This is a genomic window from Bacillus sp. JFL15 (assembly GCF_001184225.1).
GTDB classification, from domain to species: domain Bacteria; phylum Bacillota; class Bacilli; order Bacillales; family Bacillaceae; genus Bacillus; species Bacillus siamensis.
In genome coordinates this window covers 3796738-3816905 of record NZ_KQ236689.1, presented here as the reverse complement: position 1 = coordinate 3816905, position 20168 = coordinate 3796738, and the positions used below count along the sequence as shown (strand labels likewise).

Annotated in this window: 3 protein-coding genes; all 3 read left to right on the top strand. The window is 49.6% G+C overall.

The window, feature by feature from the left end:
- The first annotated feature begins 2 nt into the window (after positions 1–2).
- From AD710_RS18665 to AD710_RS18655, 3 genes are read left to right on the top strand one after another with little or no spacing between them, the layout of a single operon-like run.
- Positions 3–7721, top strand: coding sequence for a type I polyketide synthase (locus tag AD710_RS18665; protein ID WP_049628739.1), 7719 nt, complete (start codon positions 3–5; stop codon positions 7719–7721).
- 22 nt (positions 7722–7743) lie between these two features.
- On the top strand, positions 7744–13893 hold the full coding sequence (locus tag AD710_RS18660; protein ID WP_049628738.1) for a type I polyketide synthase: 6150 nt from the start codon (positions 7744–7746) through the stop codon (positions 13891–13893).
- Positions 13890–20105 (top strand): beta-ketoacyl synthase N-terminal-like domain-containing protein, encoded by a 6216-nt coding sequence (locus tag AD710_RS18655; protein WP_049628737.1) that lies wholly within the window; start codon positions 13890–13892, stop codon positions 20103–20105. The genes AD710_RS18660 and AD710_RS18655 overlap by 4 nt, the downstream gene beginning before the upstream one ends.
- Positions 20106–20168: the final 63 nt, after the last annotated feature.

Here is a 20168-nt window from a genome sequence, read left to right as displayed (position 1 = left end):
GTTTGGCAGTTGCTACCGATCAAGTCAAAACGTTCCTGCAGAAAATCAGCCATACGAATTATATCGTCCGGGATCATCGCGTTCATCAAATCCGCGTTCTCCCGGGCGTGACTTTAATAGATATGCTGTATCGGCTCGCCGCCGGGTATCTCGGTGAACGGCCTATAGAATTAAGACAGATTATTTTTAAGCAGCCTGTTGTAACATCTGAAGAGTTTGATAAGCACCTGTATGTCACCTTTACGCCGGCGCGTGACAGCTGGAAAGTTGAGATCACAAGCGAAAAAGCAAAAAACGGCACACCGCTTGGCGGAAAACGGGATGAGAATATGGAATGTCAGCTTTATTTGCAAAAAGACACGCCCCGGGCAAAAGAGCTGAATATTGAAGCATTCATGAAAAACGCAAGCCGAAAATGGGACATGCATGACATTTACGGAATTGCAAGAAGAAGCCATATTGAGCATGGCGAGTTTATGAAAAATGAAGGGGCCGTTTATCAGCTTCAGGATAAAGAAGAATTAATGGAGCTTAGTCTGAGTGGTTTGGCTGAAGGATTCCGGGAGAAATTTAAGGCGCATCCGGCTTTTTTAGATGCGTCCACCCTTGCCGGCTCTTCCTTTGCATTGTCGGCCCAAAAGCAGAATGACACACCTTATATTCCTTTTATGATCAATCGTTTTTGCATATATCAGCCGTTTCCGAAAACGATTTACACTTATTCTGCGAAAAACAGCCGCACTGAAAGCGGCGCATCAGATAGCGAACCTGATTTTTATTCGGCCGACTTCACGATTTACGACAGGGCAGGGAACGTATTGGCCGAATGTGAGAAACTGACAGTAAAAAGGGTCAGACAAGCGAATATGATTACCCATCTGATAGACAAAGAGAAGCTGTCTCAGCAGAACAGAAGCGGCCGTGGCGAGCCCGAAAGTCATGTGGCCGCAGAAGACGTGTCTGAACAACAAACGCCGGAACAAAACATGGTGACTTACATAAAGTCGGAAATCGCCAGGTTGATCAATCGTCCGGCACAGGATATTGATGTGCGGAAAGGCTTTTATGATATGGGGCTTGACTCGGCGCATTTGCTGAAGCTTGTAAAGATATTAGAGCAGACTTTTCAGCAGCAGTTTTATCCGACACTGCTTTTTGAATATTCATCTGTCCGCCGCCTTGCGGATTACCTTAGCAATGAAGCGGGCTGTGTGCTGAAAGATTCGGCCGAAGAACGGCATACATCAGACGCTGACATTGCTGATGAGGTTCTGTTTTTTGAACCCGCCTGGAAAGATCAGCCGCTGGAAACGGCAGTGCAGAACGGGCAAAAACACACCCGTCATCTCATTATCGCTGCCGATGCAGGGTCCCGTCTCACCGATGAACTCGGCACATATTGCCCGGAAGCGGAAGTGATAGAACTAAAAAAGGAGCATGAGGCTGCAGATGAGCAGTTTGAAGCAGATGCCGAGCGCATATTTCGTATGCTCAAACGGGAACTGACAGACCATCCGAAAGAACATACATTGATTCAGCTTGTATGTGCCGCTGAGAATGGAGCGTCATTGTCTTCCGCTCTCGGGGCTATGCTGAAAACGGCACATCTTGAAAATCCGGCTTTTCGCATTCAGGTGATCACCTTCTGTAACAAGAATGAGAGATTGCCGAGTGAGACGGCCGCAATCATTAGAACAGAAGCAGACTGCTCTTATGCGGGCTGCACAGACATTCGGTATAAAGACAATATGCGGCAGATCAGATTGTTCGAACGTATTGAGAAACCGGACGGGCAGACACAGTCTCCTTGGAAACAAAACGGCGTATATGTCATTACAGGAGGCCTCGGCGGTCTTGGATTTCTGCTTGCCCGTCACCTTGCAGAAAAAGAAAAGGTGAAGCTCGCACTCATCGGCCGTTCGCCGGAACAGTCTGAGAAGATCAGCAGACTGAAAGCATTGGGCGCAGAAGTTCTTTACGTTCAAGCGGACATCGGCAGCAAAGCCGAAACAGCGCGGGCATTTGCTCAGATTACAGAAACTTTCGGCCGGCTGACGGGCATTTTTCATTGCGCCGGTGTTTTAAAAGATCAATTTATCATCCAAAAAGACAGTTCTGACTTGAAGCGGGTGTTTCTGCCGAAAATCAGCGGCCTGATTCATGCGGACGAAGCTTCACGGCATGAACCGCTTGAATTTTTCGCCGTATTTTCCTCATTCTCGGCGTTGGCCGGAAATGCGGGCCAGACAGATTATGCCGCAGCGAACGCTTTTATGGATGAATATATGAAATATCGCGACTGCAAAGCGGAAAAAGGCGAACGGGCCGGGGCTTCTATGACGATCAACTGGCCGCTTTGGGAAGATGGCGGCATGCAGGTTGACAGCTTGATGAAAGAGCTCATGAATGATGCAACTGGCACCAGCCCGATTCCGGCCGGGGAAGGGATGGCTTCACTTGAATATATGCTGCGTCTCGGCAAGCTGCAATCCGTTATTTTATACGGGAAGGAGCCGGCTGTAACTGAAAGCATGGCCCGATTGGTTCCGATGGCAGACAAGAACCGCTCTTCATTATCCCATGCAGCTGTCAAGAGAAGGAGCCGAAAACAAGAGAGACACACAGAAGAGCACGATATTGCGGTAATCGGATTGGCAGGAAGATACCCGCAGGCGGGAAGCATCGATGAATTTTACCAAAATCTGCGCTCAGGTAAAGACTGCATCACAACAATGCCGAAAGACAGGTGGAAAGGTTATCCTTTCTCCTATGAAGCAGATCAGTTCTATCGTTACGGAGGCTTTTTAGATCGCATAGACTGCTTTGATCCGCTGTTTTTCAATCTGACTCCGCGCCAGGCTGAAATGATGGACCCGCAGGCGCGGCTTTTTTTAGAGACGGCTTGGGAAGCTTGTGAAGATGCCGGTTTTTATCAGGACAGAACGGCGCGCGGGCCATCTTCACAAAAGAGAAAACGCGTCGGGGTATTCGCAGGTGTGTTTTGGAGCCATTATGAGCTGTTCGGCGCTGAAATCACACAGCGGGGCACACCGCTTTCTATGGGCGTGACGCCTGCCTCTGTTCCGAATATCGTGTCTCACTGCCTGAACTTTACAGGGCCGTCAATGGCTGTTGATACGATGTGCTCTTCTTCGCTCACATCCATACATTTGGCATGTGAAAGCATTAAAAGGGGAGAGTGCGAATTCGCCATTGCCGGCGGTGTTAATGCGGTGACACATCCGCATAAATATGCGTTTTTGGCGAATGCCGGATTTCTGTCTTCAGAAGGCGTCTGCAAAAGCTTCGCCGCCGGCGGTGACGGCTATGTGCCGGGAGAAGGCGTCGGCGCGGTGTTGCTGACAACCGTTCAAGAAGCGGAAAGAAGGGGCTGTCCGATATATGGCGTCATAAAAGGCTCCGCTTTAAACCATGTCGGAAAAACATCCGGTTTGACAGTGCCTGATCCGGCATCACAGGCGGAAGTCATTACAGATTCTTTTCAGAGTGCCGGCGTTGATCCGGAGACACTGAGCTATATTGAAGCCCACGGAACAGGCACGTCTCTGGGTGATCCGATTGAAATTGAAGGGCTGAGCCGCGCATTCCGCAAATGGACAAACAAGAAGCGGTTTTGCGCCATCGGCTCTGCCAAATCAAATATCGGCCATTTAGAAGGAGCCGCCGGAATCGCCGGATTAACAAAGGTGCTTTTGCAGCTGAAGCATGGAGAAATCTTTCCGTCATTGCACGCGGACACGCTGAATCCCCATATTCCATTTTCGGACACGCCGTTTTATGTGGCGGATCGGCTGGTAGAATGGGAACGGCCGTTACATCCTGACCAGCCGAGAAGAGCGGGTTTAAGTTCTTTTGGCGCCAGCGGGAGCAATGCCCATTTTGTCATAGAAGAATATCTGCCGCCGCAGGATGAAAAGAAATCGGTGAGTATACGGGAAGACGAGCCGGTTCTGTTTCTGCTTTCGGCAAAAAATGAAGAACGCCTATTAGAATATGTAAAACGGTATGACCGCTTTTTACGGGAAAAAGAAGTCAACCTTAAAGACCTGGCCTACACGCTTCAAGCTGGCAGAGAAGCGATGCCTGAACGGCTGGCATTTATCGTTACATCCGTTTGCGGCCTGCAAGCGAAACTGAAAGATGTGCTTGAACGGAAAACAGAAATTGAAGGGTGTTTCCGCGGACGTGCTCAAGACGATATTTCATCAAGTGGAATGGCCGAGCTTTTGAAAAACAAGCAATATTCCAGATTGCTCACTGAGTGGGCAAAAGGAGCCGCCGTTGACTGGAGCCTGTTATACGAAGGAGAGAAGCCGAAACGGGTCAGCCTTCCTGTATATCCGTTCGCGAAGGAGCGGTATTGGGTGCCTGTGCCTGCGGATATCCGGAAACAGACAGACGAACCGGCGGAAAACCAAAAGATCATTCTTCAAAAAGAATGGAAGCAGCAAGATCCGGCGGAATCTGAAGCATTATCAGGAACAGTAATGATACTTGCAACTGATAAGACGAGGCGATTGGCCGATGCTCTTTTTAAAGGAAACGGCCATATTGAAACGATCTGCTTCATTCATCAGGCAAAAGACGGCGCCAATTATTACGCCGCCGCATCGGGGCGAAACCTTTACGGCAGAGTGCGGGAGTCTCTTAAAAACAAACAGATACTCGGGGTCATCGACATAACCGCATATGATGCGGAATATGAACGGCAGGAAGAGATAGAACACGGAAAACTTGCCTTTTTACAGCAGGCTCTTGAATCATTCCGTCATAGCGGCGCTGTGTTCAGCCAAGTGACACACCGCCTCCAGCCTTTCAAGGAAAGTAAACCTCTGATGCAAGGGGCGAAAACGGCGGGGCTGTACCGGATGCTGGGCGCTGAGTATACCAACATTCATTCGTTTACGATAGATAGCGATTGTGCGATTGAGCACACAGAAGAATTAAGCAGACAGATTGAGACTGAATTTTTACAGCGGCGGGCCAAAAGCGGCAGTGAATGCTGCTACAGGCTGAATCGCCGTTATGTGCCGTTTCTGAAGCAGGGTATGAATGTTTCGGCTGCGCCTGAGCTTTCCTATTCGTCTGATGATGTGCTGTTAATAACGGGCGGATCGCGCGGGATCGGCGCAATTGCAGCGGAGCATGCCGTTTCGCGCGGATGCAGGAAACTGGTCATCATGGGGCGGGAGCCGTTTCCCGATTCCTCAAAGTGGGCAGACATGAAAAAGGACGGCACTCTCCCGGAAAAAGCAGAGCGGATGCAGAGGTTAGCCGAGCGGGGCGCGGAGATCCGTTATTACAGCGTTTCTCTTACGGATCAAAAGGGCCTCCGGAAAATGACAGACAGCATCCGCGGCACGATGGGGCCGATTACCGGCGTTTTTCATTGCGCGGGTGCAATGGGAGAACACCCCGCTTTTTATAACAAAACCGAAACGGAAATCGAAAGCGTTTGCGCGCCGAAAGTGACAGGGCTTCGCGGTCTCTATGAAGCCGTTCAGAATGAGCCGCTGTCGTTTTTTATTTTGTTCTCATCCGTTTCGGGTCAGATCCCTTCGCTTGCTGCGGGGCAAAGTGACTACGCGATGGCTAATTCATTTATGGACTCTTTTGCAAATCATCAAGCAGGTAAAGGGAACGTGTTTGTTAAAGCCGTTCAATGGCCCGTCTGGAAAGAAACCGGCATGGCTGAAGGCCTGCCGGAAACACCTGCTTATCAAAAATCAGGACTTTCCAGGCTGTCTGCCGAGGACGGACTGAAGTTTTTAGATTACATCATATTAAACGGACAAAGCTGCGGAATTCCTTGTGTTCCCGAAGACAGTGAGGCTGATTTTGGTGATCTTTTGAAGGTGAAGAAATCTGAAGCTTCCGTGAAAAAAAGCATTTCCAGTGACCAAAAGGTGAAGGATACGATTCGTCAATGGGTGCGCACCGTTTTCAGCGAAGAACTGAAAATGACGGATGAGCAGATAAAAGATGATATGCCGTTTGATGAATACGGGATTGACTCAATACTCTTTGCGGAATTGGTTCAATCATTGCAAAAACGGATCAGCATAAAGCTAACACCGTCCTTAATGCTTCAATATCAAACGATTACAGAAATGGTTGACTATTTCGCAGTGCATCATAAAGCCGATTTTGTGACAAAAGAAAATGGTTTCGTTCAAGACATGGACGTCCAGCCTGATGTAACCGCCGCCGCTGAAGAGAGAACATCCATGAAGCCGAAAGCGGATACCGAAGACGATATTGCCGTCGTCGGCATGTCCTGCCGTTTTCCGGGGGCGGGCGGAACGGATGCTTTTTGGGAGCTGCTGATGAAAGGGAACACCGCCATCCGGCCTGTCCCCGCATCGCGCTGGCATGCAACAGCACATACAAAGGATTATGCGGGGTGGATTGATAATATCGACATGTTTGATGCGGGCTTTTTCGGCGTCTCTGAAAAAGACGCGGCAATTATGGACCCGCAGGCGCGGATCATATTAGAAGAAGCAGTTCATTCCGTTTATGATGCCGGGTACGGCCAAAAGGATTTGTCGGGCCGGAAAGTCGGCGTGTACATCGGCGGCAGGGCGCAGCCTTCAGCCGGTATGGAGCATATCCTGCAGGCGCCTAACCCGATTTTGGGGGCGGGGCAAAACTATTTCGCGGCCAACATTTCACGATTTTTGAATGTCACAGGGCCGAGCCTTGTCGTGGATACAGCATGTTCCTCAGGGCTGATCGGGCTGTCCTTTGCAAAAGACGCCCTTTTGGCCGGAAGGATTGACGCGGCTTTAGTCGGTTCGGTGAGTCTGCTCTTATCTCCGTCCGCGCACCGGTTATTCGGAGCGCGCCATATTTTAAATGAGAACGGCGTGTTTCATATATTCGACCGTGAATCAGCGGGAGAAGTGCTCGGAGAAGGAGCGGGGGCGGTTTTTATCAAGCGATTGAGCGATGCGGTGCGGGATGGAGACCGTATTTACGGCGTCATAAAAGCCGTCTCGGTAAACAATGACGGCCGGACGCTCGGTCCCGGTTCACCGAATATAAGGGCGCAGAGAGACGTCATTCAAACTGCGCTTAATATGGCGGAAAAGTCGCCCGAAGATATTGGATATATAGAAGTGAATGGAGGCGGTTCCCCAATCGTTGATTCGGTGGAAATCAAGGCGCTCTCAGATGTCTATCAGCTGAACCGGAAAACGCTTCTGCCCTGCCGGATCGGATCGGTGAAACCGAATGTAGGGCATTTGCTTCTGTCTTCAGGACTTGCGGGCTTCATCCGATGTGTGCTGAGCGTCTATCATAAGCGGATTCCGCCTTTCTTATCAGCGCGTGAGCCATTTGAACATTATGACTTTGAAGCGTCACGTATTCATTTTAATCGTGAACCCGTTGATTGGCATTCAGAGAAGAAACCCCGCGTCGCAGCTCAGAGTTCATTTCCTGACGGCGGGACAAATGCTCATATCCTCGTTGAAGAATACAGAGGTGAAAGGCAGCGGGAACATCACCGGGCGCCCCAGCCGCCGGAATTCAGAAAAAAACACTACCCGTTTTTGGGCGGCTGGAACAGCACGGAAAATGAAGCGGAAAAAACAAGTAATGAAAAAACGGACATTGCGGATCTTTTAAAGAGATATGAGAAAAAAGCAGAGACAAGCACTGCACCTGCAGACTCGTTTTGGCAGGTGACAACGTGACGTTTTTAAAAGGGGACTAACCATGAAAAAAACAGTGAATCTGCGCCTGACGGCAGAACATCCCATTATGAAAAACCATCTTGTTCACGGAGAATCTGTCATGCCCGGTCTGGCCTATATTGATATGCTGTATCAGCTGGCAAAGCAATGCCTTGATCTTTCATTCCGTTCCATCTGTCTGAAACGGGTGACCATTTATCATCCTTTATCAGTGAAACAGTCAGAGCAGCTTGATGTGAGTGTCATATTCAGTAAAGAAAAGGAGTTCTGGACAGCCTCGATTTGCGGGGCGGATTCCGGGACGGTTTTCTTATCAGCGGAGGTGCATGAAGGAGTCTTCTCATCAGATAGACGCCTTGACGCAGGGGAGAAAAAACAACAAGCCGCACTTCCGTCAGTCTCTTTGCATACAGTTTACGAAGCCGCGAGAAGCCGCGGACTGTCGCATGACGGGCTGATGAAGCCGGAGGGAGAGATCTATGCAAATGAAGAGGAATGTTTCCTTGATATTCGGCAGTCTGATTCATGCCGGGAAAATCTCCCCGGCGCTCTCTTTCACCCCGCGCTGATGGACGGTGCCGCCATGGCCTCCGGCGTATTGCAGACAGCTGCAGGCACCGGTTTGTTTTTACCGATTTATTATGAGTCGTTTATTGCCGCTGAGACCGTTACGGATCGCTGTTTCGCGGTGATTTCGAAAAAATCCGGCACACCTTCAGAAATGGTGAAAATGGATATTGACTTTTACAACCCCAGCGGTGTGCATATTGCTTCACTGCTCGGCCTGACAGCCAAAAAGGTGCGGACAGACCGGCAGCTGATACCAGGCGTTCAGCAGATGGAGGAAACCTTATACCGCATTTTCTCGACACACGCAGGCCGTCCTGTCACAAGAAATGATGCGCACACCGTGTTTTTTGAATTAGGTCTTGAATCATCACAGCTTCTGGCCATTATTAAAGACATCGAAGTAGCGTTTGAACTGCGGCTGAATCCGACTCTTTTATTTGAGTGCAGCAGCATATCCGAACTGCTTGAAGACATAAAAACAAAAGGAACAGATGAATCTTCCGGCCTTGACGCGGATGCAGCACCGGTTTCTGAAATGGGCAGTCAGACATTTACTTTCTATGAACATGAAGCATTCCTTCAGGATCATCTGGTTTTAGGCAAACCGGCACTGATGGGTGTAGTGTATCCGTGTCTGGTGCTTGAAGCATCCGGAGCGTCTCATTCCGGCACGTATCCCGCCGAGCTGAAAGATATCCGTTTTACGGGAGGGCCCGTCACGCTGGAGCCGGGAGAGGCCGCGCAGATTGACATTTCCTTTACGGCAGAAAAGAGTGCCGAACGCTTTACCGCAAGCTGCACTGTCTCCGGTAAAGAAAGCCGGAAGACATGTGCCGAAGGAGAAATAAGCAGATATACAGAGGCACCCATAAAAAAATCATATGACGTTGAACAAATGAAGTCGCATGCACAAAAGGTGGCGCCGGATGTCATTTCCCGTCTGTACGATTCGGTTGCCGACTTCACGATAGGCCCGATGCTGAAAATGGTAACGGCGGGATACAAAATGAGTGAGAGCTCCTTTTTATTGCAGCTGGACTTATCAGGAAAAAAAGAAAAAGGCGATCTGCATCACTTTGCATTTGACCCGCTTATATTGAATTCTTGTTATATGTCGCTCGGTGAAGAAGAGTTGCAGCTGAAAAAGCGGATTCACGTACCGCTCATGATTGAGAGGCTGACGCTTTACGGACCTGTCATGTCTGATACCGTCTATGTGGTGAATACAATCAAACATAAAAAAGACGGGTTTCTCTCATTTGATGCCGCAATCCTCAGTCATACCGGGGAACAGCTGGCGGAATTAAAAAATGCGTCTGTGAAAGAAGTGCTTCAGCCAAATCGGCTTGAAAATGCGTCTTTTGCCCTGTCCGGGAATCAAAGCCGTCAGAAAACGAAAGGAAACCCGCTGGATATTGCCGTTGTCGGAATTTCCGGCAAGTATCCGCAGGCCGATGATATCGACGCGTTTTGGAATAATCTCAAACAAGGAAAGGATTGTATTACCGAAATTCCGAAAGACCGCTGGAAATGGGAACATTACTTTTCCGAGGACCGGACAGCGCCGGGAGCGATCTACAGCAAATGGGGCGGATTCATTGACGGGATCGCCGATTTTGATCCTGAGTTCTTTAAGATTTCCCCACGTGAAGCGGAACACCTTGATCCTCAGGAACGGCTGTTTTTAATGCATGCGTGGATGGCCATGGAGGATGCGGGATATACGAGGACATCACCTGAACTGGGCCGTCAGGTAGGTGTGTATGCCGGTGTCATGTATCAGGAATACCCGCTATTTTCGGCTGAAGCGGGAGTGAAAGGACGGCATATCGGGCTCCCAGGCGGGATTTCATCCATTGCTAACCGTGTCTCCTATTTTTGTGATTTTCAAGGGCCGAGCATTTCGGTCGATACGATGTGTTCGGGTTCGCTGACTTCATTGTACATGGCGTGCCGGGATCTGCGGGATCATCGGATTCGCGCGGCGCTTGCCGGCGGAGTGAATCTCACCGTTCATCCTAACAAGTACTTCATGCTGAGCCAAGGGCAGTTCATCTCATCTAAAGGACACTGCGGGAGTTTCGGCGCCGGGGGTGACGGCTATATTCCGGCAGAAGGGGTCGGGGTGCTGCTTCTTAAACGTTTAGAAGACGCCGTACAAGACGGAGACCGGATTTACGGCGTCATTAAAGGAGCTGCCATTAATCATGGCGGGAGAGCGAGCGGTTACACCGTACCGAACCCCAAGGCGCAAAGCGAAGTCATTTCTCAAGCTTTACAGGAAGCGGGGGTATCCCCGGGCCAGATCAGCTATGTGGAAGCGCACGGGACAGGGACGAAATTAGGCGATCCGATTGAAATCCGGGCTTTAACCGATGCATTCGGTGATGTTCCTGAAACATGTCTCATCGGGTCTGTCAAATCAAATATCGGACATGGGGAATCGGCAGCAGGCATCGCTGCTGTCACAAAAGTGCTGCTGCAGATGAAGCACAAACAAATCGTCCCATCTTTGCATGCAGATATTTTAAATCCGAATATCCAATTTGATGAAGGACCGTTTTCCGTCTGCCGTGAATTAACAGATTGGAAACGGATTTCAGCAGGCGGAGAAGAACAGCCGCTCAGGGCGGGGATCAGCAGCTTTGGTGCTGGCGGTTCTAACGCGCATATCATTATTGAAGAATATGAGGCTCCTGTAAAACAAGCAATCAGCAGCCAAGGGCCGGCTGTCATTCTGCTGTCTGCAAAAAATGGGGAGCGTCTGACAGAATATGCGGAGCGCCTTCTTGCTTTTCTTCAAAAGAAGCATACGGATAAGCCGGACTTATTTGATGTCGCATATACTTTACAAGCGGGGCGGGAAGCGATGGATGAGCGGCTGGCTCTCATTGCGGACTCCCTTAAGGAGCTGGAGGACAAGCTCAGATCGTACTTGGAAAATGAAAACGCACCGCATCTTTACAGGGGGCGGGCGAAGCGAAATCATGAGACAGTGGCTGTGTTTGAATCTGATGAAGATTTGCAGGAAGCCATGGTCAAATGGCTGAAAAAGAGAAAGTACGATCATTTGCTGAAAATGTGGGTGCAGGGAGTCGATGTGGACTGGAACTTGTTATATTCGGGACAAAAACCCCGGAGAATCAGTCTTCCCGCCTATCCGTTTGCAAAGGTCAGATGCTGGATTCAAGATGAAGCCGAGGCGGTTCCAAAAAGGGATGACGGCAAAACGGTGATCCATCCGCTGCTTCATGAAAACACATCCGATCTTTGGGAGCTGAAATTCACCTCTGTTTTTACCGGACGGGAATTCTTTTTCACTGATCACACAGTCAATGGGCAGAAGGTGCTCCCGGGAGCCGCCGTGATCGAAATGGCCAGGGCGGCCGTTGAGCGTGCCGCATACGCTGTGCCGGACGGACGTAAAGGAATGTATTTGAAAGATCTCATATGGATGAGGCCTGTCGTTCATCAGGGGACGGATGTAGAAGTCCATATCAGCCTTATTCTTAAGGAAAATGAAGACATTGAATTTACGATTTACAGCCTATCGGAAAAACCTGGGGGAGAACGGATTTTATACAGTAAAGGCACCGCGGTATCAGGAGAGATAGCAGCGGTTCCGTCAGTTCACTTAGAGGGCTGGCTGTCCGGCTGCAGCCAATCGGTTATGATGTCTGATGAGGTTTATCAGGCTTTCCGGCATGCGGGTATGATATACGGGCCGAGCCATCAAGGAATTGACCAGCTGATGATCGGAGAAAGGGGTGCTGCAGCCCGGCTGTCGCTGCCGGAAACGGCAGACAGTAAAGCCGATCAGTTTGTCATCCATCCGAGCCTTCTAGATGCCGCGTTTCAAGCGTCACTGGGTGCCGGTTCAGATACTGCCGGAGACACTCCGATGCTGCCGTTTTCCCTGCGGCAGGCAGAAATATTTCAGCCGACTCAGAAAACGATGTGGGCGCTTGTCCGCAAACAGAGCGATCGGTCAGATAACGAAGCGCTGACGCTGGATATTGATTTATGTGATGAAAACGGCGCTGTTTGTATGAGATTGACAGGCTTCTCCTGCCGGGCTGTCCGGCAGACAAACCAAACCGAAAGCAAACGGCAGGAAGTTCAGACGGCGATGCTTGCCCCTGTTTGGGACAAAACTTTCTTTTCTCTGGAAGAAAATCGAGCGGTTGATCAGGAACAATTGCTGATCATCGGAAAGCCGGGAAATACCATAAAGGCTGCGGCAAAAATGTGGCCCCGCGCCCATCTGGAGGAGACGCCGGATCATTCAAGCGAGCAAACATTACGTGAATTGACAGCCGGGTATCAGGATATCCGCCATTTCTTATGGATTGCGCCGGATCGTTTCGCACCTGCATCCGTCAGTCAGGAAATGCTTGATGAGCAGGAGAATGGGGTGATTCAATGTTTCCGTTTCATCAAAGCGCTGCTGTCACTCGGGTATGGAAACCGAAACATCAGCTTTACGGCGGTCACCCGGCAGACACAGTCCGTGTATCCGGGTGATCTGCCGCAGCCTGAGCATGCAGGCGTACACGGTTTGATCGGTTCATTGGCAAAAGAATATCCGAACTGGGACATCAGGCTGATTGATGCAGAAGAAGGCAGTGATTCGTCTGAGATGAAAAACATCTGGCGCCTTCCTCCAGATCCGGACGGAAATGCTGCCGCGTACCGTAACGGAGCTTGGCACAAGCAAAAAACAGTCCGGGTGCTGACAAGTTCCGCTCCGCGTATGTCGTACAGAGAAGGCGGCGTTTATGCTGTCATCGGCGGAGCGGGCGGCATCGGAGAAGCATGGAGCAAATACATGATCACCCGTTACAAGGCACGGATTATATGGATCGGCAGGCGGCCGAAGGATCAGGAGATTCAGAGCAAAATAGACAGGCTGGCGCTATCAGGCCCCGCCCCGCATTATATACAGGCTGATGCTCAAGATGCCGCAGCGCTTAAAGCGGCCGTCCGTTCCGTAAGAGAGCAATACGGCAATATAACGGGAGTCATCCATTCCGCGATAACGCTTGCCGACAAAAGTATGGCGAATATGGATGAAGCTTCTTTCAGAAACGCTTTTTCAGCTAAGGTGAATACGAGCGTCCGAATGATCGAAGCTTTTAAGGGAGAACCGCTTGATTTTGTGCTGTTTTTCTCATCCGTTAATTCTTTCACAAAAAATGCCGGGCAAAGCAACTATGCGGCAGGGTGTACATTTCAAGACGCCTTTGCCCGCCATATCGCTTCCTTGCTTGATTGTGAAGTGAAAGTCATGAATTGGGGATATTGGGGCAATCTGGGCGTTGTATCAGACCCGTCTTACAGAAAACGGATGGAGGCGTCAGGGATCGGTTCTATTGAACCCGATGAAGCAATGGAGGCGCTGGAAGTCTTACTATCAGAACCGTTCAGCCAAGCGGCATTCATCAAAGCTGCTCCGCACGGCTTAGCGGCACTGACGGATCAAGATGCAATATCGGTTGTATCCGGCCCGGAGCCTTCATTTATGGAAAGCGTCAAGCGGCAAAATCCGGATCGGAATGAACGGCTTGAGACTTTAAAACGAGAAATGGAGTTGCGCATATGAACAGCCTTCTTTGCAAACTGCTATTTTATCAATTACAATCACTCGGTTTTTTCAGCGAGCCTGTCACCACAGCTGCAGCATCCATGCGGAACGCCGGTGTGATCGGCACATACGGCAAATGGCTGGAAGAAAGCCTGAATCTATTAAAAGAAAACGGATATATCACGTATGACGGATATACGATCACTCTTCTCACGGATCAGCGCCCGGACGGCCGCACAGTCTGGAATGAGTGGAATGCCCATAAACGCCTGCTTCCAAATGGGGAGCTTGCGCAAGCTGAATTGGCCGAGGCGACGATAAAAGCGATGCCTTCAATTTTAAAAGGAGAACGTCCGGCTACGGATATCGTATTTCCCGATTCATCAATGCAGCTCGTTGAAGGTGTTTATAAGCATAATCCCATTGCGGATTATTTTAATGAAGTGTTAGCAGATTCCGCGGCCGCTTACCTGAAAGCCTATCTTACAGAACACCCCGATGCCGGCATCAGGCTGATAGAAGTAGGGGCCGGGACGGGCGGAACGAGCGCCATGCTGTTTACAAAACTGCAACCATTTGCAAAACAGATTGCGGAATATTGTTATACGGACGTTTCTAAAGCTTTTTTAATGCATGCCGAACAGGAATACGGACCTGATGTGCCGTATTTGACAACAGCCTTGTTTAATGCGGAGGAGCCTTGCGAATCACAAAATATCAAAACGGGTGTTTACGATATTGTCATCGCCGCCAATGTGCTTCACGCCACAAAAAATATCGGTTTGACACTGCGCCGTCTGAAAGCGCTCCTGAAATACAACGGGATGATTCTGATAAACGAAATCAGCGATCGTTCTGTTTTTACCCATTTAACCTTCGGGCTGCTTGACGGCTGGTGGTCCTATGAGGATGATGAGCTTCGGATTTCGGGAAGTCCTGGCTTATATCCAAAATCGTGGGAGCGTGTGCTGCATTCGGAAGGATACAGAGCGGTTTGTTTCCCTGCTGAAACGGCTCATGATTTAGGTCAGCAGATTATCGCAGCTGAGAGTGACGGACTCGTCCGGATGCAAGGGATCAGAGACGGCAGAAAGCCATACGCCGCCCCGGCCGAAGTTTTCCGAAAGCCCGCACAGCCTGTTTCACGCAGCCGCGCGCCAGAGGAGCATCAAGCTGTTAAAGCTGATGGGGAATCGGTCGCTTCCCATGTCCGCTCTGTCATCAAAACAAGTATTGCCGATGTATTAAAAATGAAAGAAGAGGATATTCAGGAAGAACTGAATTTCTCTGAATACGGCATTGATTCCATTTTGGCCGTCAATGTGATTAACGAGATTAATAAGCGATTGAATCTTACACTGCAGACAACGATTTTATTTGATTACTATCATGTGAAACTGCTGACCGGTTATATCTCGGCAGAATATGAAACCACCATAGCCTCATCTTTGGAGACCGAAAGAGCGAAAATCCGTCCGGCGCTTCAGGAAGAACGGCCTGCTGAAAAACCTTTGCAGACGGAAAGAAAGGAAAACGGTTATCAGAAACCGAAACAAGAACGTATGCCGCCTTCTTTCGCAAAGTCCGATGACTCGGGAATGTTCCGGGTTGTGATTGACCGTCCGGGCGGCATTGAAGATCTGACGATTGCCCGCAGTGAAGTGCCCGAGACAAAAGATGACGAAGTTCAAATAGCCGTCCGCGCCTTTTCTTTAAACTTCGGAGACTTACTTTGTGTCAGAGGGCTGTACCCGACGATGCCGCCTTATCCATTCACTCCCGGATTTGAAGCAAGCGGCGTCGTGATCAAGACAGGGAGGCATGTAACATCCATCATTCCAGGTGATGAAGTGATTGTCGGCATGGGAGAGGAATTTGGATCACAGGCGAATCTCATCACATGTAAAGAACATCAAGTCTATCATAAACCGGCCCGGCTGACCTTTGAAGAAGCATGCGCTCTTCCCACCGTGGCGGTGACAATGATAGACGCCTTCCGGAAAGCCGGACTTAAAAAAGGCGAAAAAATATTAATTCAGACCGCGACGGGAGGAACGGGGCTGATCGCGGTGCAAATGGCCCGGCATATCGGCGCGGAAATATATGCCACGGCCGGATCACAGAAAAAAATTGAGTATTTGCATTCGCTCGGGATCCGCAATACCATTTGCTATTTAGAAGAAGACTTTGAAACGGAAATCATGCGAATGACCGGCGGCCGCGGGGTGGACGTAGTCATTAATACCCTGGCCGGTGATGCCATGCAAAAAGGAATGAATTGCCTGGCGCCGGGCGGAAGATATATTGAAATTGCCATGACTGCGCTGAAATCCGCTAAATCAGTCGACTTGTCCGTCCTTCATAACAATCAATCGTTTCACAGCGTGGATTTGCGGAAGCTGTCCCTTCAAAATCCGGATCAGGTCAAGGACTATCAATTGGAACTGCAGCGGCTGGCGGAAGAGGGAGTCATTCAGCCTGTCATCTCAAAAATCTTTTCCTTTGAAGATATAAAAGAAGCGTATCACTGTCTGGGTGACCGCGGAAATATCGGGAAAATCGTCATCAGCGTTTCTGAGCCGTATCAAAGGACGTACCGCCCCGAACAAAAGGATCCGGCCGATACAGTAAAATCAGCAGCTGTGTTACCTGAAAAAGAACCGATCGCGATTATCGGGATGAGCGGGCGGTTTGCTGAATCGGAGAATGTTCATGAGTTTTGGGAAAACTTAGCCGCCGGACGGGATCTGATTAAAAAAGCAGACAGATGGGATCTCTCTGACAGCCAATGCCGGTATGGCAGTTTTATAGAGGACATTGAATGTTTTGACCCCGTTTTCTTTAATATATCGGGACGTGAAGCGACCTATATGGACCCTCAGCAGAGGCTGTTTTTGGAAGAAACATGGAAAGCGCTTGAAGATGCGGGATATGCGGGAGACTCGGTAAGAGGCCGGGAATGCGGCGTGTATGCCGGCTCCTGCGGCGGAGATTACCAGGCCATTTTTAAACAGCAGGGGCCCGCGCAGGCTTTTTGGGGCAATCATAATTCCGTCACTCCGGCAAGGATCGCCTATCACCTTAATTTACAAGGTCCGGCGATCACTGTTGATACAGCATGTTCCAGTTCGCTGACAGCCATTCATTTGGCATGTCAGGGGCTCTGGACGAAAGAAACGGAAATGGCGGTGGCGGGCGGGGTTTTCATTCAATCCACTCCCGCTTTTTATCAGTCGTCAAATAAGGCGAATATGCTGTCGCCGACCGGGCGCTGCCATACGTTTGATCAAAGCGCGGACGGCTTCGTGCCGGGTGAAGGCGTGGGAGCCGTGGTGCTGAAACGTCTTAGCGATGCCGTTAGTGACGGAGATCATGTGTACGGCGTCATAAAAGGCTCTGCAATGAATCAGGACGGCACTACAAACGGAATAACCGCTCCAAGCGCGCTTTCTCAAGAACGATTGGAACGGCATGTCTATGATACTTTTCACATTGATCCGGAAACGATTCAAATGGTGGAAGCTCACGGAACGGGCACTGCACTGGGCGACCCGATCGAATTCGGCGCCTTAACGCGCGCTTTCCGCCGCTATACGGATAAAAAAGGATATTGCGCCATCGGCTCTGTGAAAACCAATCTCGGACATGCCGCTGCGGCCGCGGGGATGGCCGGACTGTTTAAAATCCTGCTGTCGCTGAAGCATCGGCAGATTCCGGCTTCCCTGCATTTTCATCAAGCCAATCAGCATATTCAAATTGCCGACAGTCCGTTTTTTGTTAATGAAAAGCTGATACCGTGGGAACGGAATCCGGATGCACCGCGCAGAGCCGCGATCAGTTCATTCGGATTCAGCGGAACAAATGCCCATCTTGTTATTGAAGAGGCGCCGCAAACCGTGCGCCGGTCACCGGCAAAACCGGCCTGCCTTATTCCTTTATCTGCGCGGACGGAGCGTCAGCTGGAAATTCAGGCAGAACGCCTGCTGGATGTACTCAGCAAGAACAAAGATAGCGATCTGGGAAATATAAGTTATACGCTCCTCCTCGGCAGAAAGCATCTGCATCACCGGTTTGCCTGTATCGTAAGCAGTGCAGACGAACTGAAGCGGATATTATCGGAGTGGCTAGTAAAAAGAGAGCTTCCGGGTGTGTTTGTGTCCAATTTGAAGGAGCAGAAGCCGGCAGAAGAAGCCGGAATGAAAACATTCGGAATGGGGTGCATTGAACAGTGCCGCTCGGCGGCTTCGCCCGCACAGTACAGAGAAAGCCTGGCACATATCGCTGACCTTTTTTGCAGAGGATATGATCTTCCTTTTACACGGCTTTTTGACGGAGGGCAATATTATAAAACGCCGCTGCCTGCCTACCCGTTTTTAAAAGAAAGGTATTGGGCGGCTGATGCAAACAGTTCTTTATCAGGTCAAGCCATGAAAAAGTCTGAAACGCAAACCGTTCTCCCGTCTTCGCTACAGCCTGAACATGAAGGGCTGATTTCTCTGAGTCCTTTAACTGAGATCGAAATGACAGCGTTTGAACCGGAGACATTGCAAAAACCGATCGTGTTACAGCCTTTGGATTGTACTGGTTCTGTCCAGCAGCCAGAAAAAGCCGTTTCCGAAGACAATAGAACATTGCTTGAAGAATTGAGGATAAGCCTGGCAGATATTTTATTTTTGTCACCGGAAGATATTGATGCTGATGAGCCTTTCATCGATATGGGGCTTGACTCCATTATCGGGGTTGAATGGATACAAACAGTAAATAAAACGTACCACACTGAGATTACTGCCAATAAGGTGTATGAACACCCGACGCTTGAGGAGCTTGCGGAATATATAGCGGGGCAAATAAAGAAACCCGAGTATGCTGAAGCGGAGGAAACAGCGGTACGTCCGCAAATCCCGGAAGCAGAAACTCCCCTTGCCGGCATCTCTGACGGCACTTTGCGCAAAGAGCTCAAAGAAAGCCTTGCGGACATCCTGTTTCTGAAGCCGGAAGATATTGATGAGCATGAGGCATTCATTGATCTGGGGCTGGATTCTATTATCGGTGTGGAATGGGTTCAGTCCATTAATAAAACCTATCAAGCGTCTATTACGGCAAATCTTGTCTATGAATATCCGACAATCGCAAAATTAGCCGGGTATCTGACCGGTTCTGTCCGAAAAGACACTGAGGAAGTACATGGGGAACATACGAAACAAAACGATATATCAGAAGAGACAGATGATCAAGAACCGCCCGAGCTGATCTGTCTTAACCCGGAAGGAAAGGGAAGACCGATTTTCTGGTTTCATTCCGCGCTGGGGGCAGTGGAGCTGTACCAGCCTGTTGCCGAACGGACCGGGCGTCCTTTTTACGGAATTCAGGCAAGAGGATGGATGACAGACCGGGAACCGATCCGCGGCATTAAACACATGGCGGAATATTACGTTAAGCTCATACGTACCGTACAGCCCCGGGGTCCTTACGATGTAGGCGGCTATTCATTAGGGGGCATGCTCGCTTATGAAGTCACCCGGCAATTGCAGCTGGCTGGAGAAACCGTTGAGTCAATCGTCATGCTCGACTCCTTTGACTCAGCGGGTGCGCGGGAAATAAACATTCCTGATGAATTATTTGATAAAAATATGATGCTGCAGACGGTGAACATGGCTTTATTTGCACCAATTTATCAACATCCGGAACGCATTTCTGAAACCTTGATTCACCGTGATGAACTAGATGCCGATCTTCATGAAGACATATTTTTAGAGCAATTAATAGCAAAAGCCAAACAGCGGGGGTTAACGAAGACGGACGCGTTGGTGAAAAATCTGATCAGGCAGAATATAAACGTTCAGGACGCTTACGAAATCACTGATTACGAACTCCTGCCGCTTCCGGATCCGAACGGGGTGACATGCTATTATTTCCGAAATAAAAACGGTATTTTCTTGGGTGAGCTTGATCCGTATTTTACGATCAGGGCCGATATTTTATCTGCTGATTTCGTCAACTATTGGAGCCAGTGGGAAGAGCATATGACAAATATCGCCATCATGGATGTGGCAGTATCCAACCATATGACGTTATTGGCTGAAGACAGCGCAGCCGAAACGATTTCTGAATTTTGCGGCGTTTTATATTCGGCAGACGGAATGACAGAACACAGCTTCTTGCAGCTGCAGGAAAAGATCATGAACGTGCATGGTGAGATGCTGAAGCAGCCCGCCAAAACAAGACTGTAGATTCACATATCTGCCCGCCGGGTTTACTCGTAAGCTTTGGCGGGTCTTTTCAAATCTTGATCA